Annotated in this window: 20 protein-coding genes; 16 read left to right on the top strand and 4 right to left on the bottom strand. The window is 56.5% G+C overall.

The window, feature by feature from the left end; genetic code table 11:
* The first annotated feature begins 71 nt into the window (after positions 1 to 71).
* Complete coding sequence (locus tag AM218_RS06705) at positions 72 to 440, top strand: hypothetical protein (protein WP_231717560.1); 369 nt, start codon at positions 72 to 74, stop codon at positions 438 to 440.
* A 305-nt stretch (positions 441 to 745) separates the two neighbouring features.
* Positions 746 to 4,219 carry a methylmalonyl-CoA mutase family protein gene (locus tag AM218_RS06715; protein WP_054413015.1) on the top strand — a complete coding sequence of 1,158 codons (3,474 nt, stop codon included), beginning with the start codon at positions 746 to 748 and terminating at the stop codon, positions 4,217 to 4,219.
* A gap of 116 nt (positions 4,220 to 4,335) precedes the next feature.
* On the opposite strand, the gene AM218_RS06720 is transcribed toward AM218_RS06715, so the two are convergent.
* Complete coding sequence (locus tag AM218_RS06720) at positions 4,336 to 5,397, bottom strand: RelA/SpoT domain-containing protein (protein WP_054413018.1); 1,062 nt, start codon at positions 5,395 to 5,397, stop codon at positions 4,336 to 4,338.
* A gap of 308 nt (positions 5,398 to 5,705) precedes the next feature.
* Between AM218_RS06720 and AM218_RS06725 the strand changes: the two genes are divergently transcribed.
* The 11 genes from AM218_RS06725 (at position 5,706) to AM218_RS06770 (ending at position 16,786) form a co-directional block, all read left to right on the top strand.
* Complete coding sequence (locus tag AM218_RS06725) at positions 5,706 to 6,254, top strand: REP-associated tyrosine transposase (RefSeq protein WP_054413020.1); 549 nt, start codon at positions 5,706 to 5,708, stop codon at positions 6,252 to 6,254.
* 56 nt (positions 6,255 to 6,310) lie between these two features.
* Positions 6,311 to 8,137, top strand: coding sequence for a peptidoglycan D,D-transpeptidase FtsI family protein (locus AM218_RS06730; RefSeq protein ID WP_082318103.1), 1,827 nt, complete (start codon positions 6,311 to 6,313; stop codon positions 8,135 to 8,137).
* Between the two features lie 72 nt (positions 8,138 to 8,209).
* On the top strand, positions 8,210 to 9,289 hold the full coding sequence (locus AM218_RS06735) for an OmpA family protein (protein ID WP_054413024.1): 1,080 nt from the start codon (positions 8,210 to 8,212) through the stop codon (positions 9,287 to 9,289).
* A 228-nt stretch (positions 9,290 to 9,517) separates the two neighbouring features.
* Positions 9,518 to 10,486, top strand: a complete 969-nt coding sequence (locus AM218_RS06740; protein WP_054413026.1) for a hypothetical protein — start codon at positions 9,518 to 9,520, stop codon at positions 10,484 to 10,486.
* A 155-nt stretch (positions 10,487 to 10,641) separates the two neighbouring features.
* On the top strand, positions 10,642 to 11,511 hold the full coding sequence (locus tag AM218_RS06745) for an aldo/keto reductase (RefSeq protein ID WP_054413028.1): 870 nt from the start codon (positions 10,642 to 10,644) through the stop codon (positions 11,509 to 11,511).
* Between the two features lie 174 nt (positions 11,512 to 11,685).
* Positions 11,686 to 12,486 (top strand): HipA family kinase, encoded by an 801-nt coding sequence (locus AM218_RS06750; RefSeq protein WP_054413030.1) that lies wholly within the window; start codon positions 11,686 to 11,688, stop codon positions 12,484 to 12,486.
* On the top strand, positions 12,464 to 12,850 hold the full coding sequence (locus AM218_RS06755; RefSeq protein WP_054413032.1) for a DUF3037 domain-containing protein: 387 nt from the start codon (positions 12,464 to 12,466) through the stop codon (positions 12,848 to 12,850). The genes AM218_RS06750 and AM218_RS06755 overlap by 23 nt, the downstream gene beginning before the upstream one ends.
* A 232-nt stretch (positions 12,851 to 13,082) precedes the next feature.
* Positions 13,083 to 13,268, top strand: coding sequence for a hypothetical protein (locus tag AM218_RS16730; protein ID WP_157547557.1), 186 nt, complete (start codon positions 13,083 to 13,085; stop codon positions 13,266 to 13,268).
* 206 nt (positions 13,269 to 13,474) lie between these two features.
* Positions 13,475 to 14,116 carry a BamJ family beta-barrel-assembly machinery protein gene (bamJ, locus tag AM218_RS06760; RefSeq protein WP_054413034.1) on the top strand — a complete coding sequence of 214 codons (642 nt, stop codon included), beginning with the start codon at positions 13,475 to 13,477 and terminating at the stop codon, positions 14,114 to 14,116.
* Between the two features lie 2 nt (positions 14,117 to 14,118).
* On the top strand, positions 14,119 to 14,751 hold the full coding sequence (locus tag AM218_RS06765) for a hypothetical protein (protein ID WP_054413037.1): 633 nt from the start codon (positions 14,119 to 14,121) through the stop codon (positions 14,749 to 14,751).
* Positions 14,752 to 14,836: 85 nt separating this feature from the next.
* Positions 14,837 to 16,786, top strand: a complete 1,950-nt coding sequence (locus AM218_RS06770; RefSeq protein ID WP_054413040.1) for a KUP/HAK/KT family potassium transporter — start codon at positions 14,837 to 14,839, stop codon at positions 16,784 to 16,786.
* Positions 16,787 to 17,182: 396 nt separating this feature from the next.
* Here the strand turns inward: AM218_RS06770 and AM218_RS06775 are convergent, their stop codons facing one another.
* Positions 17,183 to 18,994, bottom strand: coding sequence for a M61 family metallopeptidase (locus tag AM218_RS06775; RefSeq protein WP_231717561.1), 1,812 nt, complete (start codon positions 18,992 to 18,994; stop codon positions 17,183 to 17,185).
* Positions 18,995 to 19,175: 181 nt separating this feature from the next.
* Here AM218_RS06775 and AM218_RS06780 point away from each other — a divergent pair, with 181 nt between their 5' ends.
* Together AM218_RS06780 and AM218_RS06785 are read left to right on the top strand one after the other, a co-directional pair.
* Positions 19,176 to 19,775 (top strand): C40 family peptidase, encoded by a 600-nt coding sequence (locus AM218_RS06780; protein ID WP_054413042.1) that lies wholly within the window; start codon positions 19,176 to 19,178, stop codon positions 19,773 to 19,775.
* Between the two features lie 705 nt (positions 19,776 to 20,480).
* The gene (locus tag AM218_RS06785; protein WP_054413044.1) at positions 20,481 to 20,921 is read left to right on the top strand and encodes a DUF2147 domain-containing protein; all 441 of its coding nucleotides are present in this window, start codon (positions 20,481 to 20,483) and stop codon (positions 20,919 to 20,921) included.
* A gap of 72 nt (positions 20,922 to 20,993) precedes the next feature.
* Here the strand turns inward: AM218_RS06785 and AM218_RS06790 are convergent, their stop codons facing one another.
* Positions 20,994 to 21,476, bottom strand: a complete 483-nt coding sequence (locus tag AM218_RS06790; protein ID WP_054413046.1) for a hypothetical protein — start codon at positions 21,474 to 21,476, stop codon at positions 20,994 to 20,996.
* Positions 21,477 to 21,625: 149 nt separating this feature from the next.
* Between AM218_RS06790 and AM218_RS06795 the strand changes: the two genes are divergently transcribed.
* Positions 21,626 to 22,207, top strand: coding sequence for a hypothetical protein (locus tag AM218_RS06795; protein ID WP_157547558.1), 582 nt, complete (start codon positions 21,626 to 21,628; stop codon positions 22,205 to 22,207).
* A 68-nt stretch (positions 22,208 to 22,275) separates the two neighbouring features.
* Here the strand turns inward: AM218_RS06795 and AM218_RS06800 are convergent, their stop codons facing one another.
* Complete coding sequence (locus tag AM218_RS06800) at positions 22,276 to 24,255, bottom strand: M1 family aminopeptidase (RefSeq protein ID WP_054413050.1); 1,980 nt, start codon at positions 24,253 to 24,255, stop codon at positions 22,276 to 22,278.
* Positions 24,256 to 24,275 lie beyond the last annotated feature (20 nt).

Consider the following 24,275-nt stretch of genomic DNA (forward strand, 5'->3'; position numbering starts at 1 on the left):
CCCCCCTGCCGGCGTATCACTACCAGCTTATTTGTATTACTCCTACCCTTTTACCCCTTACCATTATGAGTATGCAGTTAAATAACGAAGCCGTGAAATTTGCCAAACAGCTGATTCAGGACGGCAAACTCAAGAACGACCAGGGCCATTGGGGGCAGCACAACCCTGACAGCAGCGCCGAAAATAAGTTTTTGGACAAGCACGAAATAGCCGAGTATGGCCAATGGCACCTGGGCATCGATAAAAGCAAAGGCGAAGACACCAAAGGCCGCTATAACTTCCCCTTCGGCGACTTTAAAACCGTGCACCGCGACGGCCTGATTGCCGCCAAAGAGCGCGCCGCCCAGCAAGGGTACGCCGATATTGAAAAGGCCGCTGATGAGCTGCTGCAGGCGCTGGAAAGAAAGGGGCGAAGTAGAAACCAGGAAGCAACAGGATGAAGGTAAAATCATCTTGTAAGTATTATAAACTCCGGTCATGTCGAGCGAAGTCGAGACATCTCGCTAGTGTGGTATACCCTCGCAACGAAGCGGGCGAGATGCTTCGGCTGCGCTCAGCATGACAAGTAGCATTACAACATCAGCACGCGAGATGTCTCGACTTCGCTCGACATGACCGCATAGTGTAGAAACCGCTTCTTAATTAGATATTCTCTTCTTCCCGCTCCCAAATCAGCCCCGGCCTTACCTGCCGGGGCTTTTTTCTTACCTTCGCTCCCTATAATTCCACCCAACTCCCCCGTGCTATGCATCCAGCTCCCGTAGCTCCGTATAAGCCTCAGAACCACATCCGCATTGTAACGGCTGCGGCCCTGTTTGATGGGCACGATGCCGCCATCAATATCATGCGCCGCATTATCCAGAGCAGCGGCGCCGAGGTTATTCACCTGGGCCACAACCGCTCGGTGCAGGAAATTGTAGACTGCGCCATTCAGGAAGATGCCCAGGCCATTGCCATTACCTCCTACCAGGGCGGCCACAACGAATACTTTAAGTACATGCACGACCTGCTCAAGGAGCGCGGGGCGGGCCATGTGAAGATATTTGGCGGCGGCGGCGGCGTAATTCTGCCCACCGAAATTGCGGAGCTGCAGAAGCACGGCATCACGCGCATCTACTCCCCCGACGACGGCCGCGCCATGGGCCTGCAGGGCATGATTAACGACCTGCTCAAGCAGTCTGACTTCCCCACCGGCCAGCATCTGAACGGCGAAGTAGAGCACGTAAAAGAGAAAGATGCCCGCAGCATTGGCCGCCTGATTTCTGCCGCCGAGAACTTCCCCCAGGAGTTTGAGCGGGTGAAAGGCCAGCTGATTTCCGATTTCCAGCAGGCCGAGGGCGGCGCCGACCAGCGCGTGAATCCTGCTTCTTCCGTTAAGAAAGCCCCTATTCTGGGCATCACCGGCACCGGCGGGGCCGGTAAGTCTTCCCTGGTAGATGAGCTGGTGCGCCGCTTCCTGCTCGACTTCCCGGACAAGACCATTGCCATTATTTCCGTAGACCCCAGCAAGCGGAAGACCGGCGGCGCCCTGCTCGGCGACCGGATCCGGATGAATGCCATTAACTCGCCACGGGTGTATATGCGCAGCCTGGCCACGCGCCAGAGCAACCTGGCCCTGAGCAAGTATGTGCAGGATGCCGTGGATGTGGTACGCGCCGCCGACTTCGACCTCATCATTCTCGAAACCTCCGGCATTGGTCAGTCCGATACCGAAATTATTGAGCACTCCGATGCCAGCCTGTATGTGATGACGCCCGAGTACGGCGCGGCCACGCAGCTGGAGAAAATCGACATGCTTGATTTTGCCGACGTTATTGCCCTCAATAAGTTTGACAAGCGCGGCGCCCTGGATGCCCTGCGCGACGTGCGCAAGCAATACCAGCGCAACCACCAGCTCTGGAACCAGCCGCTGGATGAGATGCCCGTGTTCGGAACCATTGCCTCCCAGTTCAACGACCCCGGCATGAACCGCCTCTACCGTGCTATTCTGGCTACGGTAGAAGCTAAAACGGGTGTGCCGTTTGCCTCTCACCTCGAAACCAGCAAAGAGGACTCGGAGAAGATCTACATCATTCCGCCTCACCGCACGCGTTACCTCTCAGAAATAGCCGAAACCAACCGCCAGTATGACCAGTGGGTTCAAAAACAAGCTGACACTGCTCAGCAGCTCTTCGGAATCCGGCAAGCCATCGGAGCCGTCCAAAGCCTCGGAAACACCTCCGTTGGAGGATCTGGCACCGGGAGCAGCGGCAATGGACTCGGATCAGGAGCACTCGTGGCCGGCCTGGAGAGCACCTTCGAGGAGGTCAAGCTCCGTTTGGATGGGCAAAATTGGAAGCTCCTGGAGACCTGGCCGCAAAAGGTAAAATCCTACCGCGACCCGGAGTTCATCTTTAAGGTGCGCGACAAGGAAATCCGCATCAAAACGCACACCGAAAGCCTCTCCCACCTCCAGATTCCGAAAGTAAGCCTGCCGCGCTACACGGCCTGGGGCGATTTGCTGAAATGGCAGCTGCAGGAAAACGTGCCCGGTGAGTTCCCCTACACGGCCGGCGTTTTCCCCTTCAAGCGCGAAGGCGAAGACCCCACCCGCATGTTTGCCGGCGAAGGCGGCCCCGAGCGCACCAACCGCCGCTTCCACTATGTATCGGCGGGCCTGCCGGCCAAGCGCCTGAGCACGGCTTTCGACTCCGTGACGCTGTACGGCGAGGACCCCGACCACCGGCCCGACATCTATGGCAAAATTGGCAATGCCGGTGTAAGCGTGTGCTGCCTCGATGATGCCAAGAAGCTGTATTCCGGCTTTAACCTGGCCAACCCGATGACGTCGGTGTCTATGACCATCAACGGTCCGGCTGCCACCATTGCCGCGTTCTACATGAATGCCGCCATTGATCAGCAGTGCGAGCTGTATATAAAGGAGCACGGGCTGGAAGACGAGGTCAGCCAGAAGATTGACCAGATCTACGCTGAGAAAGGCGTGGGCCGCCCCATTTACCAGGGCGAGCTGCCGGCCGGCAACGACGGCCTCGGCCTGATGCTGCTGGGCGTAACCGGCGACCAGGTGCTGCCCGCCGACGTGTACCACACCATCAAAACTCGCACCCTGGCGCAGGTGCGCGGCACCGTGCAGGCCGATATCCTGAAGGAAGACCAGGCCCAGAACACCTGCATCTTCTCCACGGAGTTTGCCCTGCGCCTGATGGGCGACGTGCAGGAATACTTCATTAAGGAGAAGGTCCGTAACTTCTACTCGGTGTCTATTTCCGGCTACCACATTGCCGAGGCGGGCGCCAACCCCATTACGCAACTGGCCCTCACGCTCAGCAACGGCTTCACGTTTGTGGAGTACTACGTGAGCCGCGGCATGAGCGTGAATGACTTCGCGCCCAACCTGTCGTTCTTCTTCTCCAACGGTATCGACCCCGAGTACGCGGTAATTGGCCGCGTGGCGCGCCGTATCTGGGCCAAGGCCATGAAGCTGAAGTACAACGCCGATGCCCGCTCGCAGATGTTGAAATACCACATCCAGACCAGCGGCCGGAGCCTGCACGCCCAGGAAATCGACTTCAACGATATCCGCACCACGCTGCAGGCCCTCTACGCCATTTACGACAACTGCAACTCCCTGCATACCAACGCCTACGATGAGGCCATTACCACGCCCACCGAGGAATCGGTGCGCCGGGCCATGGCTATTCAGCTCATCATCAACCGGGAGCTGGGTCTGGCCAAAAACGAAAACCCGCTGCAGGGTTCCTTCATCATTGAGGAGCTGACGGACCTGGTGGAAGAAGCCGTGCTGCTGGAGTTTGACCGCATCACGGAGCGCGGCGGCGTGCTGGGCGCCATGGAAACCATGTACCAGCGCGGCAAAATTCAGGAGGAAAGCCTTTACTACGAGACCCTGAAGCACACCGGCGAATTCCCCATCATTGGCGTGAATACCTTCCTCTCCTCCAAAGGCTCCCCCACGGTCATCCCGGCCGAGGTAATCCGCGCCACGGAGGAGGAAAAGCAGTTCCAAATCACGCAGCTCCAGACCCTGCACGCCCGCAACGAGGGCACTGCCGAGCAGCGCCTAAAGCAGCTACAGCAAGTAGCCGTAGCGAATGGCAACCTGTTTGATGAGTTGATGGAAACGGTGAAGTTCTGCTCGCTTGGTCAGGTGACCAATGCTTTGTTTGAGGTGGGTGGTCAGTATCGCCGGAATATGTAGGTGATAATCGGTAATCATATATCTATTTGTTGCCCATCATCAAAAAAAGCCCGCAAGTTGCGGGCTTTTTTTGATGATGGGCCGTTTGGGACAAACGCGCTTAGATAATCAATATATTAAAAAAGAGAAAGTTGTCCTGTGGTGGTAAATTGGCGAAGTTGTTCCAAAAAAAAGTCGGCGTCAAGATAGTAGTTGGGGAAGGCAAGCTTAAGCGCTTCAACGGAGTCGGCTGAAACCAAAACTGCGTCACGGGTGTCATTTGCAATTCTTTTTTCAAGAAGCAGATAATCTGCTGAAGCGGTGGCTAGCTGCGTTTGCGCATAGGACTTTATTATCACTCGTCCAGCCGCAGGGTCTAATTCTATAAGGTAATAATGAGCGTTAGAAAGGCGACGCTCTCCTCCCAAAACTTCTATAGATTTTCTAAATGTTGTCAGATGGCCCACCACATCTAATTTGTTTGCTAATCTTGTTATTTCTTGCCGGAGTTGCTTGATATCATCTGGGGTATCGGGGACAGTTGGCTTTCCTTCAGAAATAGCCATTGCTGAGCCCATCAAAGCAAAGAAACGCAGCCAATCTTCTTCCCCTTGGCTGGACTTCAAGGATTGCTTTATAAACGTACCTACTATCTCGACAGCAGTTGCCCAGGCATGTTGCATCAATGTTCGGACTTGAATTTCGATGCGCATGTCATCATAATCCTTATCCTTGTCACTTCGATATTTATATATTAAATGAATACCCCTATACCCCGATGGCTTAGGGCTATCTATATAATCTTGCTCTTTATGAATTTTGTGCTTTATGCCCCTACTTCCATGTTTATAAATATTTACAAGCTTATCAACTTCAGTTACATCTTTTAAAATGGCGCGGCAGCCACCTATATCTTGGATTTGCGCCATGTTCATGCCGGGGAACCGCTCCAATTTTAATTTAATCGAGGCAAGGCGCTTAATCCGTTGAGCAACTAGACTGTCATTATTGATGCTTTTTGCGGTTCGTCGCAACCTTTTTTGAAATGTATTCAAAGGAAAGTTGTGAGAAGTCCTCCAGTTATTAATGATTAATAGAGCATTATCCTTTTCAGCTAACGTCGCATCGTCTGAAATAAGAATTTCTCCAGCACGATTCACCTCTCGACGTGAGTATTCTGGTTTTGAGTAATAGGCCATTTTATATTCTATTTGACGAGTTGAATATATAACGCATGCAAGCCGCATGCTATTTTTATTTATGTAACCCCCAACTGGCGCGAGTTTAGCGAAGCATAACTCGTGACCAGCCTTTAAGGTGGAGGTTGTACCCCCACTGCTGCAACGCGGCAAACCGGAACCGTGTCGCCTGGAGAAATCCGGGCGGCGTTGTCGTTCAGGCGGGGGAGGCACAGCCTCCCGGCATGTTCGGCACGAGTTACGGCTACGCCTAAACTCGCGCCAGTACCTGGTTGCGCGAAACTCGCGCCAGTCGTGCATCTTGGGGCATGAGTGAGAAGTATAAGATTCACGATTCGCAGCAGCTCTATTTCGTCAGCTTTGCTACCGTCAACTGGATAGACGTATTCACGCGGCGCCTGTACAATGATATTTTCGTGGAGAGCCTGCGCTACTGTCAGCAGCACAAAGGACTGGAACTATATGCCTGGTGCCTGATGACTAACCATGCCCATCTCATTATAAGTAGTGAAACCGCCAACCTTTCGTCCATCCTGCGCGATTTGAAGCGCCATACCTCCAAAACTATTCTGAAGGCCATTCAGGAAAATGAACAGGAAAGCCGGCGGGAATGGATGCTGTGGCTATTTGAGCGAGCCGGGCAACGTAACTCGCATAACGAGCATTATCAGTTCTGGCAACAGAACAGCCACCCAATAGAGCTTCCTTCCAACGAACTCCGACGCCAGCGGCTTGAGTATCTGCACCGCAACCCCGTGGCCGCAGGATTCGTGGATGCACCGGAAGATTTTCTTTACAGTAGCGCCCGTAACTATGCCGGGCGACCTGGTTTGTTGGACGTGCTTTTCATCAGTTAAAACGTTCCGTATAGTACCGCGCTGTCCGAAGCCCAACAATTGCCTAGCTTTACCTCATGCGTACAGCTTCCATTTGTTGGGTTAAGAGTCTACTAGCCCTGCTCGTAGTGGCGGCCGCCTGCTCCTCCCCCGACCAGCAAACCGGCGGACCCACGCAGGATCAGGATGTGCGCGTACGCTACACTGCCCGTCGTGTAATTATGCCTGACCTACCGCAGCGGGGCCGCGTCCTCGACCGGTACGACTCCGTGCTGGTAGACACCCGCCCCCAGTTTCTGCTGAAACTTCCGCGCCGCCCCCCGCTTGATACCCTGGCGCTGGGCCAGCTGCTGGGCTGGGACTCCCTAACCGTGCGGCGACGCATTGCCGATGCCCTGCCCTACACCGAAGCCCCGGCCGGCTATCCGGTTCAGCTCACCCTCACAGCAGCCGAAGCCGAGCGGGTGCGCCGGGATAGCAGCGCCACGGTGCCCCGACTTACCCTGACCGAGCGCCGCCAGCGCATTTACACTACTAAGGCGGGAGCCCCGGTGCTGGGCTACCTGAGCGCCGAGGCCCAGCCCTTTCTCCGTCAGGCCCGGCGCACCGGTCGCGGCCGCTTCTACCGCCTGCGCAACGGTGGCGTAGAAACCTACTACAACGGCCTACTCAACGGGCACCGCGGCTACCTGCACCCACTGGTAGATGCCAAGGGCAAGCAGCACGGCACCTGGGCGAAGGATACCGCCTTTCAGCAAGGCCAGGACCTGCACCTGACAATTGATGTGAAGCTGCAAGCCTACGCCGAAAAGCTGCTGGGCGGCCGCAAGGGCTACCTCGTGGCCCTGGACCCGCGCACCGGGGAAATCCTGGCCTTCGTTTCAGCGCCCGTGTACCAGTCGGCCACCATCACCGCGCCCGACCAGGCCGGGGTGCGCGCCAAACTGCTGGAGCATGAAGACATGCCGCTGCTGAACCGGCCGGCCATGCTGGCCAACCCACCCGGCTCAGTGTTCAAGTTGGTGAATGCTGCCATAGCCTTGCAGATGGGTGCCATCAGCCCCAACACCGGGTTCCGCTGCGACCAGTCGCTGGTGAGCTGCGTGCACGAGCACCCCCGGGCAAAAAACCTGACGGCCGGCCTGAAGTACAGCTGCAACCCCTATTTCTACCAGGTGATGGGCAACCTCATTAACCGCGTGCCCGATAGTCTGGCCACGGACTCGTCGGCTGCCCGCCATTATAACCTGGCCGAGTGGCGCCGCTACGCCCGCTCGTTCGGTCTGGATTCGGTGCTGGGCGTGGACATGCCGCGCGAAGGCCCCGGCTTCCTGCCCACCCCGGCGTATTACGACAAAGCCCGCCGCACCCGCAGCTGGACATACCGCTCCATTTACTCGCTCAGCATCGGGCAGGGCGAAATCAACCTGACGGGCCTGCAAATGGCTAATATGGCGGCTATTATTGCCAACCGGGGCTGGTACTACACGCCCCACCTGGTGCGGGGCATTGGGGAAAGTGGGCCGCTGCACCGCTTCCGGGTAAAGCACCACACGCTCATTGATAGTGCAAACTTTGCGGCGTTGATTCCGGGTATGGTGGCTGTAATGCGCGGCGGTACGGCCGCCAGCTCCAGCCTGGCCGACGTGGGCATAACGGTAGCCGGCAAAACCGGCACGGTGCAAAACGACCAGGGCGACGACCACGCGGCCTTCGTGGGCTTTGCCCCCGCTGATCATCCCAAAATAGCCGTGGCGGTTTATATTGAAAATGCCGGGTTTGGGGCCGAGGCCGCCGCTCCCTGTGCCGTACTGGTAATGGAAAAATACCTGCGCGGCAGCGTAGCTCCGCGCCGCAAACGGTGGGAAGGCCGCATTCAGAAAGAGGCCCGGCGCGAGGAGTAAGCGGCACGCCCGAGGTTAATCCGCGGCATTTAAGCTTCTGCGCCTATTTTCACGAAATTATTTGTGAGAGGAATGTTTAGAGCGTTATATGTTAGCCTGCTGGCAGTGTTGCTGGCCAGTGAAGTAAAAGGCCAGTCGTTGGCGGGCGTGTGGCAGGGGGCGGAAAGTGAAACTGGTCAGCCGGGTATGGCGTGGCCTACAGTGCTGCGCCTGCAGTATGGCGAGAGCAAGACCATGTTTGGAGTACTGTACCAGGAAATTCTGCACGACCCCGGCTCGTCAGTATCCTTCCAGATACAGGGCACCCAGGCAGGCACCCAGCTCCAGATAACTGAAACGCGGGTTTTGTATCAACGATTCCGCGACCCGGATAACTACTGGTGCCAGGGCGCCGTCACTTTCACCTACGACGCGGCCGAAGAAAAACTGACCGGCCGGGCCACCTATCGGCCCGTCGGCACCTGCGACTTCGGCAAGTTTACCCTTTACCGCATCAAGCTAAAATCGGCGGCTACGGTGCCGGCGGGCAAGCCCACCACCATACACGTGACGGGCCGTGAGGTGCAATGGTACGCCGATGCGGAGCTAAACCAGCCGGTAAACCGAGGGGGCACTTTCCGCACCAGCCTTACTAAAACCACTACGTTTTACCTTACACAGGGGTATTATCCCACTTCGCAGCAAACGCCGGTGGCAGTTACTATTCAGGTAGTCCCGCCCAAAAGTGCGCCCAAAACGCCATTAGCTGTTCGCCCGCCGGCAAAGCAGCCGGCCCCGGCTGCCGGCAAAAAGCTGCCCGCCGCTGCTCCGTTGGTAACTACTACCCCCGTGGTGTTACCGAAAGTGTTGTTCTTCCTTGGCACGGCGGAGCTGTTGCCGGCGGGCGAGGCCTCCCTGCATCAGCTGGTCCGGGAGCTGCGTGCCCGTCCTGCGCTCAAAATCCGGGTGGCAGGCCACACCGACCAGGTTGGCGAAGACCAGAAAAACCTGGCTCTATCGGAAAAACGAGCTGCCACGGTAAAGGCCTTTTTGTTGAGAGCGGGCATCGACCCGGCGCGCATCAGCACCATCGGGTACGGCGGGGCGCACCCCCTGTTTCCCTCACCCGATGCCCGCAACCGGCGCGTGGAAGTAGAGGAAATGCGTGATTGAAAATCAGCGTGGTACTTCCACGATTAATCCTACGGGCTACCCTTCGCCGCGTAGTTTAATCTGCGTTAGCTACCATTTGCCGTTGTACTAAGCCCATATACTTCTAGATGATAGCCGGAAGAAACTGAACAGGTATTACGATTTATCTATATAGATTGACCCCGATTTCATCTTCCCCTCCTTAGGCAATGAAGTCAGATAGTGTCTTTTTCCTCCTTCTATCCGCTCATGCGTATCCGTCATCCGTTTGCCTTTGCCCTGGTACCAGTTGCAGCGCTGCTAACTGCCGCTGGCTTCTCTACTCCTTCCGCTGTTGCGCCGGGGGCGCCGGCTAATTTCACACAGGGCATTATTACCACCAGGGTATCGCTGCCGGGCAATCCTTATGATAAACTGCTGAGTCAGATTGACCCCACCAAGGGTAATGTGCAGGCGCAGATGCAACAGCTGGCCATGCGCATGACGCCGGCCGAGCAGCAGCAGTTTCAGGCCGAAGCGGAAAAGATAAATCCGGCCCTGGTGATGGGCGCCATGATGCTGCCCCGCAAAGGCACTATCTACTTCCGTGGCCAGGAAGCCCGCGTAAGCACCGATGGCCTGTCCTATCATCTTGAAAACTACTTCGACGGGGCTAAAAACACCGGTCTGTTCCTTCTGGCCGCCCAGGCCAGCCCCGAGCGGGTAGCTTACACCTACAACGCCACTTCCCTGAAAAAGAGCTGGCAGAGCATTGTGGTGACGGAAGAAGACTATACGCTGAAGACCTCCACCGAAACCAGCCTGATAGCCGGTTACCCCAGCCAGAAAGCCACTTACACCCTGAAACCAGGCGCTGCGGCCCCTGCCACTAATACCGACAACCCCGGCGAGATGAGCCAGAAGCCGGTAGCCCTGGATGTCTGGACATCGGTGCAGATTCCGCACATGCTGAATTTCGCTCACCCTGTGTACGTCAAGGAAAAGTATGGCATCACCAGGCTGGTGGTTTACTTTGATAAGGAACGTCGGCAGAAGATGGTGTATGAGTTTGCCAGTGTGCAGCTCAAGACCATAACGCCCCAGGACCTGCAGATTAAAGCCAACACCCCCATTCTGGACTATGCCAAAGACGAGCTGCAAATCGGTATGAAGTCGTTGGCCATTATGCTGGGCGGTGGCGGCCTCCAGCAGTCGGGCCCGTCTACCGACGACGAATAGTTGTTTTCTGGATCAGCACTTACAACGGCCCGTTCCTACATCAGGAGAGGGCCGTTTTGTATCTCAGGCACCCGAGGCTGCGTTACCTAACCCCAGCACATTTCCGGAGTTATTTGTTCTGTTCCGCATCAGCATCTTACCACCAGCTTCTCTTTATGACCATTACCATCGCCCAAAACTCTACCCAACCACTCACTGTCTCCCGCCTGGGCTACGGCACTATGCGCCTCACCGGCCCGGAAATTTGGGGCGAGCCCGCTAACCGCGCCGAGGCGCTGCAGATTCTCCGGACCGCCCTGGAGGCGGGCGTGAACTTCCTGGACACCGCCGACTACTACGGCGAGGACGTGACCAACCGCCTGATTCAGGAAGCCCTGCACCCATATGCTTCCGACCTGGTGATTTGCACCAAAGTAGGCGCCACCCGCCGGCCCGATAAAAGCTGGGCACCCTTCATCCGGCCCGAAAACCTGCGCACCAGCATCGAAAATAACCTGCGCACTCTTAAGCAGGAACAGATTCAGCTGGTGCATCTGCGCACCATGGGCCACCACGAGGTGCCGTTTGATGAGTCGTTGGGTGCCATGTTTGAGATGCAGCAGGAAGGCCTGATCCAGCACGTGGGGCTGAGCAACGTGAGCCGGGAAGAACTGGAAACCGGGTTGAAGATGGGCCCTATTGCTACCGTGGAAAATATGTACGGCCACGGGCAGCGCACCACCTTAAAACTACCCTACGGGGAGAACCGGGGCGGCGAGGAAGTGCTGGACCTGTGCGAGCAGCACGCCATTCCGCTTATCCCCTATTTTTCGCTGATCAACTCGCTGCCTAAAGCTGACACGAAAATGGCTGACATGGCCCGCAAGCACAACGCCTCCGAGGCCCAGGTAAACCTGGCCTGGCTGCTGCATAAGTCGCCGTGGCTGTTGCCCATTCCGGGCACTTCTTCGCTGGCGCATTTGCGGGAGAATCTGGCTTCCGTAGATGTTCGCCTGAGTCCGGAAGATATGGCATACCTGGGCTAGCCTTGATGCCTTGAAAAAAGGTCGTCGGCTGATTGCCGGAGACATAGGCCGGAATGGTAGCCAATCCATTTCGCATCATGCACCGTCAGCCCCTTTTCACCATTCTTTCTACTCTTCGGCAAACTGCCGGAATTGTAGGTTATTTGTGCGCCTCATGCCCTATTCCCATGCTACATGCCCGTACCTGACCTTTCCCTTAGAACCGTTGACGTGACGCGCTACGTTACGCCGCTGCGCGAAGGCGGCTCCCTGCCGGGCCTTGTGGAGGCCGATGACGGTTTTCTCTACGTCGTTAAGTTTCGGGGGGCGGGCCAGGGCCTGAAGGCGCTAATTGCCGAGCTGATTGTGGGCGAGCTGGCCCGGGCCCTGGGCCTGCGCATGCCGGAGCTGGTGTTCATGCGGCTGGATGAAGCCTTTGGCCGCACCGAGCCCGACGAGGAAATTCAGGACCTGCTGCGCTTCAGCACCGGCCTCAATCTGGCCCTGCACTACCTTTCCGGCGCCATCACCTACGACCCTTTGGTGAATACTATTGAGCCCGGGCTGGCTTCTCAAATTGTGTGGCTGGACTGCCTCACGCTGAACGTAGACCGCACTGCCCGCAACACCAATATGCTGATGTGGCACCGTGAACTGTGGCTCATTGACCACGGCGCCGCCCTCTACGTGCACCACACCGGCCCCGACTGGGCCCAGAACACGCGCCGCGCCTTTCCGCAGGTGAAAGACCACGTGCTCCTGCCCCAGGCCAGCGAGCTGGAAGCCGTGGACGCCGCCAGCCGCGCCCTGCTCACCCCCGACGTGCTCCAGTCCATTCTGGCCCTGGTGCCCGACGAGTGGCTGACCTCAGATCAGTCCACCACGCTCACGGCGGAGGAGCAGCGCCAGAATTACGTGCGCTTCCTGGAAGCCCGCCTGTCCGCATCAGAAACCTTTGTTCAGGAAGCGCAGCATGCCCGCCAAGCACTTATTTGAGTACGCCGTTCTGCGCGTGGTGCCCCGCGTAGAGCGTGAGGAGTTCCTCAACGTGGGCGTTATCGTGTACTGTGCCTCCGAAGGTTTTCTGCAGGTGCGGTGCGCAGTACCGGAAGCCCGCCTGCGCGCCTTTGGCTGCGCCGAGCTGGACCTGCAGGACCTGGCCCAACGCTTGCGGGCGTTTGAGCGAATCTGCCAGGGCCGCCGGGAAGGCGGCCCTATTGGTCAGTTGCCCATTGCCTCCCGTTTCCGTTGGCTCACGGCCCAGCGCAGCACGATTGTGCAAACGTCGCCGGTGCACCCCGGCCTGTGCGAGAATGCCGCCGATACTTTGAACCGCCTGTATGCGCAGCTGGTGGAGTAGTGGCGGGCAAAGCCCCCGACTGAGCGCCACGCCGCGTCTGAAATGTAACATTGTAGGAAAGTAACGTCATGCTGAGCGCAGCCGAAGCACCTTGGTAGTGTAGTAAACCCAACCAAGCAGTAGAGATACTTGGATCCTGCTCAGCATGACGGTCAGAACCGTTGTTCTATCGAAATGACGGCCTTTACCCAATTATTTAACACTTTGATTAAGTATGCTTGCATAACATTTTATGAATATCTCCGTATCTTTGCCTGCACAAACCAGTAAGAGAGAAGTTGATATGAAAAAGACCACCGCATTTTCGTCGTTGTTGCTGTTGGGTGGCCTGGGTTCATTCCGTTACCTGTCGGCCCAACTAAAAGACCTTGATTTGAATTTTGACCTGCGGGGAGAGGATAGCTGCTATTACTGCTAACCGGCCCGTATAACTGAACGAAAAAGCCCTGCCACCTGGTGGCAGGGCTTTTTTATGCCTCAGGCCGTGATTTTGCGGCTCATTCTCAGTGTTTTCCTGACCCTGCGGAAGAAAAGCACATCCATTCTCATTTGATTTCGGTACTTCACGGTATGGTACGTAGTAGGCGTATCACAGCCGTTTCACATTCTCTGTCCCCTACCCTTATGAACCTCAACAGCTTAAAAGACCAAATCAGCTACATCATTGGCCGCGACCTGGCCCGCAACTTCGCCCAGCAGGGCCTGGATCTGGATATTGATGTGCTGGCCGCCAGCATGAAGGAAGGCATGGCCGGTGAGCCCAGCCGCCTCACCCAGGACCAGATGAAAGAAGCCATGGGCCAGCTGCAGCAGCAGATGGAAGCCCTGGAAGCCGACGAGGACGGCGCCAGCACTGCCGGCGCTGCCAGTGGCAGCGACAACCAGGCCGAAGGGCTGGCTTTCCTGGCCGCCAACAAAGACAAAGCCGGAGTGCACACGCTGCCCAGCGGCCTGCAGTACGAGGTGCTGAAGGAGGGCTCGGGCAAGAAGCCTTCGCTCAGCTCGTCGGTTACTACGCACTACCACGGTACGCTCATTAATGGTAATGTGTTTGACAGCAGCTACCAGCGCGGCCAGCCCGCTACCTTCCCCGTAAACGGCGTAATTGCCGGCTGGACAGAAGCGCTGCAGCTGATGCCCGAAGGCTCTAAATGGCGCCTGTACATTCCCTCGGAGCTGGCCTATGGCAAGCGCGGCGCCGGCCGCGACATCGGCCCCGACTCCACGCTCATCTTCGACGTGGAGCTGCTGAAAGTAAATAACTAACGATGCCTGACACCGGGCCGCTGGAAACCTCTTCGACTGCCGTGCCCACCTGGAGCGCGGGCAGCCGTAGCGCCAGCGGCCCGGTGCCGGCTTTTACCACCCCCCGGCCGGCCCTTAACACTACCCTCCCTCCCGTGATGGACGAACCCTTGCCGCCTGTGCCGCCACCCGCTCCCGCCGTGCCTACCATGCGCAGCGAAGATGGCCGGCTGGAGCTTACGGCTACCACGCTGAAGGTTGATGGGCGGGTGTTCAGTCTGCTGGAGCTGGAGGCCATTGAAGTAAAACCGGTGCGCTGGCTGCTCTGGTACCTGCTGGGCGGCCTCACACTGGCTATTTTCACCATGGCCTTTCTGCAAAACTGGCTGCGCACCATGCCCGCCGCCATGGGCATGACGGTGGGAGCCCTCCTGCTGCTTATTGGGCACCGGGGTGCCAAGCGCCTGCGCATTCTGCGGCTGGGCCAGGAAGATTTGTACTATACCCTTTCCGGTGAGCTGGCCCCGTGGCAAACACTGGCTGGCCAGGTAAACCGGCGCATTCAGCAGCGCCATGATGAGCAGGCTGCCATCCTGTTCCAGGCATTTTCGGCGGGGCAGCCTTCCGATGAAGACACTTCGGAAGCGGGTCAGTAAGTCTGCCAGGCTATTGTTTTTTCTTTTGCCTTACCTTTAGCCGCTCTAAAAGCGCAGCAGCAAATATCTCCTTTTCACCATTTTCATGGACGCCAAACACCAGCACCAGCACACAGCCATATCTACGGCGGGCCTGCTTATTGCGCTCGGCATTATTTACGGGGATATTGGTACCTCACCCCTGTACGTGATGAAGGCCATTGTGCCGGAAACCATTACCCAGGATTTGGTATATGGGGGCATCTCCTGCGTGCTGTGGACGCTTACACTGCAAACTACCATCAAGTATGTGCTGCTGACCCTCAACGCGGATAACAACGGGGAAGGCGGTATTTTCTCCCTGTACGCCCTGGTGCGCCGTCGTGGTACCTGGCTCTCGGCGGTGGCTATTGTGGGGGGCGCTTCTTTGCTGGCCGATGGTATTATTACCCCGCCCATTTCGGTTTCCTCGGCTATTGAGGGACTTAAAACGGTGTATCCGCATCTGCAGCAAACCACCATTGTCTACATCGTAATTGCTATTCTGTGCGGGCTGTTTTTCCTGCAAAGCTTCGGAACACAGATTGTAGGCAAGGCTTTTGGCCCTATCATGTTCCTGTGGTTTTCCATGCTGGCGGCGCTTGGCATTTACAGCATCTCTCAGCACCCGGAAATTCTGAAAGCGGCCAACCCCTACTATGCCTACAACCTGCTGGTGAACACGCCGGGCGGTTTCTGGCTGCTGGGCGCCGTGTTTTTGTGTACTACCGGGGCCGAGGCCTTATACTCCGATCTGGGCCACTGCGGCAAAGGCAACATCCGCATCAGCTGGGGATTTGTGAAGCTGTGCCTGCTGCTCAATTACTTTGGGCAGGGCGCCTGGCTGATGACGCAGGTTGGTCAGCACCTGGACGGCCGCAACCCTTTCTATGAGCTGATGCCTTCCTGGTTTCTGCTGATTGGTATTGGTATTGCCACCATTGCGGCCATCATTGCTTCCCAGGCCCTGATTACAGGCTCGTTTACGCTGGTAGCAGAAGCCATTCGGCTGAATATGTGGCCTAAAGTACGCCTTAACTACCCTACCGATGTGAAGGGCCAGCTCTACGTGCCCAGCATGAACCGCCTGCTGCTGCTGGGCTGTATTGCGGTGGTACTGTATTTCCGGGAGTCGAGTGCAATGGAAGCGGCCTATGGTCTGGCTATTACCATTACCATGCTCATGACCACGCTGCTGCTTTCCATGTGGCTGCGGACGAAGCGGGTGCCTGCCGGGCTGGTAGCGCTTTTCCTGCTGCTGTATGGCGCCATTGAGGGCGCCTTCCTTGTGGCTAACCTCATCAAGTTTCCGCACGGCGGCTGGGTATCCGTGGCTATCAGCCTAGTTCTGATTTCGGTGATGTATGTGTGGCTGCGGGCTTTCTACATCAAGCGCCGCCTCACGGAGTTTGTGAAGATAGACCCCTACATGGACGCGCTGAAACAGCTGAGCGCCGACGAAACCGTGCCGAAGTACTCCACGCACCTGGTGTTCATGACCTCGGCCGAGCGGCAAACGGAAATCGAGTCCAAAATCATCTACTCCATCTTCCAGAAGCGCCCCAAGCGGGCCGATATCTACTGGTTTGTGCACGTAGACACCACCGACCAGCCCTACACCATGGAGTACAAAGTGGTGGAGCTGGCCCCCGATGATGCCTTCCGCATTACCTTCCGCCTGGGCTTCCGGGTGGAGCAGAAAATCAACCTCTACTTCCGCAAAGTAATTGAGGACCTGGTGCGCAACAAGGAAGTGGATATCACCTCCCGCTACGAGTCCCTGAGCAAGCAGCACGTGACCGGCGACTTCCGCTTTGTGGTGCTGGAGAAGTTCCTCTCGGTTGAAAACGACTTCCCCTGGGTAGAGCGCCTGGTAATGCAGGCCTACTTCTACATCAAGCAGTTCATTGCCTCCGAAGACAAGTACTTCGGGCTGGATACCAGCTCCGTGAAAGTGGAAAAGGTGCCGCTGGTTATTGCCCCGGTACGGGAAGTTTCCCTGGAACGCGTGTACTAACTGCTGGCTGTTCAGCAAGCAAAACTCCCCGCCTGGTTTGTTCCAGGCGGGGAGTTTTGGTTTTAAGATGCAGCTCTATCCTACCCGTTATGCAGAGGCAGAGCCGAAGCATCTCGCGTGCTGACTCTGTTGGTAAAGAAATGGGAAAAGAACGTCATGCTGAGCGCAGTCGAAGCATCTCGCTAGTGGGGTATACAATGATTACTACCACAACATCAGCACGCGAGATGCTTCGACTGCGCTCAGCATGACCGTCCTGTTTCAACACTGGTCGTTTGCTGGAGGCTTCGCAGTTCTCAGATTGATGTTCACTTCACCTTAACCTCTTTCGCTTTTGAAAACATAAAAGCCGCCCGAGCAAATGACCGGGCGGCTTTTTATATCTGAATGCCTTGACTAGGCTTTGCGCTCTGGCAGCCACTTGCGCAGAACTTTCTGCTGGGCTTCGGTGGCGTTAGGCATCATTTCGATGCGGTATTTCTGCGTGGCGATGGGCAGCAGCGGCAGGATCAGCTCGCGGGTCTGGCCGTCGCGCACGATGAGCAGGCGGATGGGCGTGCCGGGGGCGCGGGCAGTGAGCAGCTTGTTGGGGTCGTCGGTGAGGCGGATGCCGTCCATGGCCAGCAGTTCGTCGTTTACGCTCAGGCCGCCCTGCCAGGCGCTGCCGTTGCGCACTACGCTGGTTACGGTGTACTTGCCGCCGGTGGTGCTTACGTTAGCACCCAGCACGCCTTCGCCGGAAGAGGGTGTGGCGCTCAGCTGCAGGCCGGCATAGCCCAGGTTAGTGGCATAATCCAGCGTTTTGGTGCCGTACACACTCTCGCGGAAGAAATCATCATAGCGGCGGCCGGCTACTTTGGCTACGGCATCCTGGTACTCGGCATCGGTGAAGCCGCGGCCCAGCTGCTGGTAATACCGCTCGTAGAGGTAGCGCATCACATCGTCCAGATTCTTCTCGCCTTTGGTTTCATTGATGATCATCAGATCCAGCATGGCCCCAATCAGCTCGCCTTTATCATAGTAGCTGATGCCGGTGTTGCTGGAATTCTCGTTGGGACGGTAATACTTAATCCAGGCATCAAAGCTCGACTCCGCGGCCGACTGCACTTTGTTGCCGGGCGTATTCTCTACACGGGAAATGCCGTTGGCCAGGGCATCGAGGTAGCGCTGGGGCGTGTAGAAACCGGCCCGCTGGGTAATCAGGTTAGAGAAATACTCTGTGCCGCCTTCGCTCACCCACAGCATGTGGGTGTAGTTTTCGTGGTCGTAATCAAAGGGGCCCAGGGCTACCGGACGAATGCGCTTAACGTTCCAGAGATGGAAGTACTCGTGGGCCACCAGGCCCAGGAAGTTCAGGTAGCTGGCTTCCGAAGAATAAGCATTGCGCGATACGGACAGCGTGGTGGAGAACAGGTGCTCCAGGCCGCCGGTGCCCCGGTCAATGTTATGAATGATGAATACGTAGCGGTCCAGGGGGTTTTTGCCTACCACCCGGTGGGCTTCTTCGCACACGCGCTTCATGTCCGTGAGCAGGCGCTGCTCATCAAAGCGGGGGTTGCCGTACATGGCAATGGTGTGCGGGGTGCCGTTGGCCTCAAACTGCAGCACCTGGTGGGTACCAATCTCAATGGGCGAATCGGCCAGCTCATCATAGGAAGCAGAGCGGAACGTGAAGGGGGCGCCACCGGCTACCGGCTTCAGGCTGGTGGTAACCTGCGTCCAGCCGTTGGCAGGCACTACCGTGAGAGTGCTGGCCAATGCCTTTTCCTCGGCGGGGTACATAAACACGCTGGAGCCGTTCAGGTAGCCGTGTGAGGCATCAATAAAGCTGGTGCGCACGGATAGCTCGAAGGCATATACCCGGTAATGCACCACAAAATCCTGGGCTTTGGGGTGATATATGCGCCAGGTGTTCTTATCAATTTTTTCGGTGCGCAGCTCCGTAGAGCCGGCTTTGGCCGCCAGGCTTTCTACGTTTTTAGAGAATTCCCGCACCAGGTAAGAGCCGGGCGCCCAGACTGGCATTTTCACATCGGTATAAGCCTTGCGGAAGCCCGAGAGGCGCATATCAACTTCAAAATAGTGCGTCTGGGGAGCCGGCATGAGCAGCGTATATTGCAGCTTGGGCGCGGCCCACGCGGGAGCGGCCTGAACGGTAAGCCATAACAGCAGACCTGCCAGAAGGAAACGGAAACGGTGGTGAAGCATGGAAAAGAGTAAGTGAGAAAAGCTGGGTAGCGGACACAGCTATCCGCCAGGAGTTGCAAGATACTGGTGAAAATTAAGTAGAGAAGCGCCGGCGGCCCATTAGCCCCACCGGAACCCCCACCCCGGTACAGCCGTTAGGAGAATACCTTTCCGCTTATATTCCGGAAGGTTCTGCAATTTCATGCGTTATGTCTGGCTAAGCTTTTTTGTTATTGCGGCTTTCATCATTGGTGTCACAATCCGTAACCGCCAGCAGGCAGCCCCCCTGGCGCTGATGGATAACGAGCCGGCTGAAACCGTTCTGCGCCCTGCTGAAAAGGCCAACCGCACGCCGGCCCGCTCCGCGGTATGGAAAGTAGATGCTCCTGCCGCCCCCGTTGTGGCCCGTGCCGACAGCGTCATCCGGTTTGCCATGCGCCAGTTGGGCACCAACTACTGCTATGCCGGCGCCACGCCCGAAACCGGTTTTGACTGCTCCGGCTTTGTCAATTATGTTTTTGCCCGCTTCGGGGTTCCGGTGCCACACTCTACGGCCCTGCTCATTAATACCGGCCGCGAAGTGCCCCGCAGGAGTGCCCGCCCCGGCGACATTGTAGTTTTCACCGGTACGGCCACCACCTCTACTACCCCTGGCCACGCTGGCATTGTCATTTCTAACCCCGGCGAGCCGCTGCGTTTCATTCATTCCTCTTCGGCCAGAAAGGAATCCGGAGTAAAGATCAGCACGGTGGAGAAGACCGATTATGAGCGCCGCTTTATGGCCATCCGCCGCGTGCTGTAAAAGGTGAAATGGAGAAGTAGTGAGATGACGCGTTTAACGCTCCCTTGGCGCCATGCGCGTAGGTGGCGCCCACAGAATGTCAACACCCTATATCACCCTTTCACCACTGGTCTAAACGAACGATGCCCGGGTAGCCTATGCAGTCCTGTTATACAGGCTGCTGGGCTAACCGGGCATCTAATCCTTCAAATCTTACCAAGCGACGAGTCTGGGGTTCAGCCCCGTCATCCTTCGAGTAAGACCTTGCCAGAATGCGGGAACCCGCCCTGAGGGGCTAACAGAGGTTCCGCGCGAAAGCTGTTGTTAAGCGCGTACGGCGGTGAAGCGTACTACATTCGACAGGCTTGGCAGGATTTGTTTGGGACTACTAGACATTTTGTACCTCCTTTCTTTACATCCAACATACCTCTTCCCGCGCTACCCAGCACCTTAGGGCTGCTTGGGGGAGTTGTAGCACTCGCTACGGTTGGTAAAGTTAAAACTCGGCCTGAAGGTTCAAAATGGAAAAGGCTTTTTTTAACCGGGTAGTCCAATTTTAATGACATAACACTGACAATCAGCCGCTTTTTTTTCGGCTTAAAAAACCGGCGGCCAATCATTGGTACTATCCTTGCCTTTGGGGTGCACAGCATTCGTCTTCCGATATTGACATTCTCCAGACTTTGCCTATATTTTCCACTCAAACCCTTCTTTCCATCTATTTCAATGAAAAAAGCTCTGTTTCTCTGTCTGGCCCTCGTGCTGGGACTTGCTTCCATGGCCTCCGCGCAAAAACTATCACCTCTGGGGGTGTGGACCAATGCTGAGAAGAAGGCTACGTTTGAGATTTACCAATGTGGTAAAAAGCTGTGTGGGCGTATTGTCTCGCTAACGGTGCCAAACGACCCCAAAACCGGTAAGCCCAAAACCGATTCCCAAAATCCGGACCCCAAGCTCCGGTCACGCCCCCGCTTAGGCCTGGTCTTCATGCAGGACTTTGAGTACGATGAAGATAACAAGTGGGACGATGGTAAAATCTATGATCCGGAGAGCGGCAAAACCTACTCCTGCTACATGAAAATACTCAGCCCGAACACCATGGAAGTAAAAGGCTACATCGGCTTTTCGCTGATTGGTCGCTCCCAGACCTGGACCCGGGTACGCTAGTCGCTCCTGACCCTAAAAAGAAACGACGCCCAATTTCGGGCGTCGTTTCTTTTTGGGGTCATGTCCCCGATTCTAGTACACTGCTTTAATGTGGTAGCTGCGCCCCCGGAATTTGAAAGTGTCGCCGACGCGGTGATTGGCCATGGCCAGGAATAAGGGCGAAAAGGCGGAAATGGCACAGTAGGTTTTGCCATCCACCTTAAACTCCCCTATGCTCACGGAAATAAAGTACGTGTGCGCGTCGGTTTCCACTACTGAGCCCAGCCCGGGCACTCCGGCCAGCACGTGCGCATCGCGCAGGCGCTGCAATACTACCAGGCCGCGCTCGGCTTCTTCCAGCTGGTGCCCAAACAACTCCCGCTGGATATGGCACGCCTCCCGGAAAGACTCAAACTTATCTTCAATGGAACCCTGATGCTCGTTGGCACTTTCCTGAACATCTTGCATGGCCTGCCGGGCATTGTCGGCTTTCTCCTGCTGAATGCGCAGACACTCAGCTAGTAATGCCTTTTTTAATTGGCTGGGGCTTTGCACGGCAATTCTCATCATCTTCATAGTCAATTCAGTAAAGGACTTTGGAGGAGGCGGTAATTGTAAACTATTTGGATGGCACCGTGTTTTTCCGGGGTACTGATTTTTTACTCTTCTTGTTCGATTTTCTTAAACGTGCCCTTGCTTCCCGTTCCAAGCCATCTGCTGACAGCATGGCCTGGCGCCCGCTCATGCGCACTCCGGCGCAGCGGCGGCGGCATACCCAATGGGTAGCCGAGCAGGTGTACCTGAACTGGCTGGGGCCTTATTTCAAAGCCTATCACTTTAAAAAGACCAACGTAACCGGCCAGGGCTTCCGCGTGCAATTGCTGCGGGAAAGCGGCCGCCAAGGCCTGTTGTTATTCTACGACCCCAGCATTGGGCCCGGCAACTTTCAGCACCTGTTTGACTTCATTGCCGAGCAAACCCAGGAGCTGGGCTATAACCTCTCTACCTCCGACCAGCGCACGGCCGAGCACCCCCGCTACCGCGAAACGATTTATAAGCATTTCCTGAAGCCAAAGCCGAAGACGTGCACGGCTACCGGCCGTTGCCAGCAGCACTACGGCAACGTAACCGTGGATTTAGTCTGCATCAATAATCAGCCAGGATTTATCCGCTTTTTCAGCAATCCGTTCGACGACAGCATCTTCACCCCTGCCCATTCATTTGATGAGCTGCTGGGGAAGATATTCAATCAGCCGCCCGCCGACGAGTTTATTCAAAACCGGATAAAAGCCTACTATAAGAAGTAGCCCTGCCACCAGAATATGGCATTCCTCCTACTTTCACCACTGCCGCCAAATCAGCCTGCTATCTTATCTTACCGGCGTACGAAGCGCAAGCGGCGTACTTCGCCGGAGGGGAAAGTAAGCTGGAGATGATAAAGGCCCGAGGCCAAGGAGCTAGTGTTAAGCTGCCCAGGTGTACCTAAAATATTTTGCTCCTGCACCTTGCGCCCAAGGGCGTCGCGCACTTCGGCTACAGCGCTGGGTTCCGGTAAATAAGCCAGCTCCAGATACTCAGCGCAGGGATTGGGATAGGCGGCTACCTCCGGCAATACAATGGGTTCTGTGCGCTGGCTGATTTCCACGTTGTTGAGTACCCATTGGTCCGGGTCCAGCTCCACGCTGAGCACGGTTCCGGTTACGGGCACGACAGCCAGCATGAGGGGCTCGTTCTGCCAGAGCCGCACGGTTTGGGCGCCGGTAGTGGTGATGATGCGGTAATCCAACTCGGTCCGAAAAAAGGACGTTACGCTGGGCATGGAAGCAGTTTCGGTGGTCTGTAGCTGCACATTGTTGCCTTGCTGACTCCACTGCACTTTAAACGTGGGAAAGCCTTCGCCCACAAACCACTGCTGAAAAAAGTAATCAAGAGAGGTGCCGGCGGCGGCTTCAAAAATGCGCTGCAGGTCCCGGGTGCGGGCCGTGCCGCCCGAGTAGGTTGCCTGGTACATGCGCAGGGCAGCAAAAAACTTAGTGTCATCATGCAGCAGGTAGCGCAGCATATGCACTACCGCTGCTCCTTTTTTGTAGGTGAGCCGGGAGCTGAAGATGCGGCTTACATTGGTGGTATCCAGCACCTGCACGGAGCCGCCCGGAATAACCTGCTTATTGTTGTCGAACATCACGCGCCGGTGGGCCTCATCCATCCACCCCCGCTCTCCTCCCGGATTAAATTTAGCCTGGGACAGGTATTCGCCATAGGAAGCAAAGCCCTCATTCAGCCAGATATCCGTCCAGGAAGCACAGGTAACATTATCACCAAACCACTGGTGGAACAGCTCGTGGGCTGTGAGGTTGAAAGTGAAGCTACTCTGAGTGGTCATCGTCTGGTGCTCCATTCCGCCACCGATGGGCGCCATGGCGTGGCCGTATTTCTCGCGGGCAAACGGATAAGGTCCCACCAGCTGGGAGAAATTATTGATAAAGACCGGGGTGCGGTCAATTTCTGTTTGGAATGTATTTAAAGCTGCCTGGTTATAGAGATAATTGACAATAGGAATAGTAGGACCATTCACTAAGGTTACGCTGGTGGTATATTCCAGATATGGGGCCACGGCCACGGAAATGAGGTAGTAAGCTATGGGGTAGCGCGACTTCCACTCATAACGGTGCTTATCGTTGGGAAGCGGCGTGATGCGCTCCAACAGCCCGTTGGAGCCAACTTTATTCTGGCGCGCGGTAGTAACCCAAACATCCGAGGAATCAGCTTTATCGGTGAGAACCTGCTTGCAGGGAAACCACTCGTAGGCGTGGAAAGGCTCGCTCAGGCTCCACGTCACACTTATGCCGGTGCTTGGCTCCACACTAGTATCCAGAGCATTGCCAATGGCCGCCGAGCCACCGTTGGGAGCAGTGCCCTGATAGTAAACCACCATATCAAACAGCTGACCGGCAGCTACGGGCTGCGGGAGTTTGGCAGTTACGTCGCCGGAGCGGCGGTGCAGGCCGGGGCTTTTTTGCCCGTTCACCAGCACAGAGTCTATGGTATAGGTTTCAAACAGCTCGAAGGCTACCGAATCCAGGGGCTGCCGGCCGGCCCGCGCCCGCAACCACGCCGAGCCGCTCACCTGCCGGGAATTATTCTCCAGGGCCAGGTCCAGCTTGTAGTAGTTAACATCGTACCGGTCCATTTTTTCCCGGTGGCCCACCGTGGTAGCCGGCCGCGCCCGGGCATACTGGGTGCGCGCGGCGGCGCATTGGTCAGCGGCAGAAAGCAGTGCGGCCGAGGGCTGTTGTGCCTGGCTCAGAAAACTGATAAAACAGGCTGCCCAAGCCCCCACTAGCCTCTTCATCATACAAATGACTCCTATACCGG

The sequence above is a fragment of the Hymenobacter sp. DG25A genome (assembly GCF_001280305.1).
In the GTDB taxonomy this organism is placed as follows: Bacteria; Bacteroidota; Bacteroidia; order Cytophagales; family Hymenobacteraceae; genus Hymenobacter.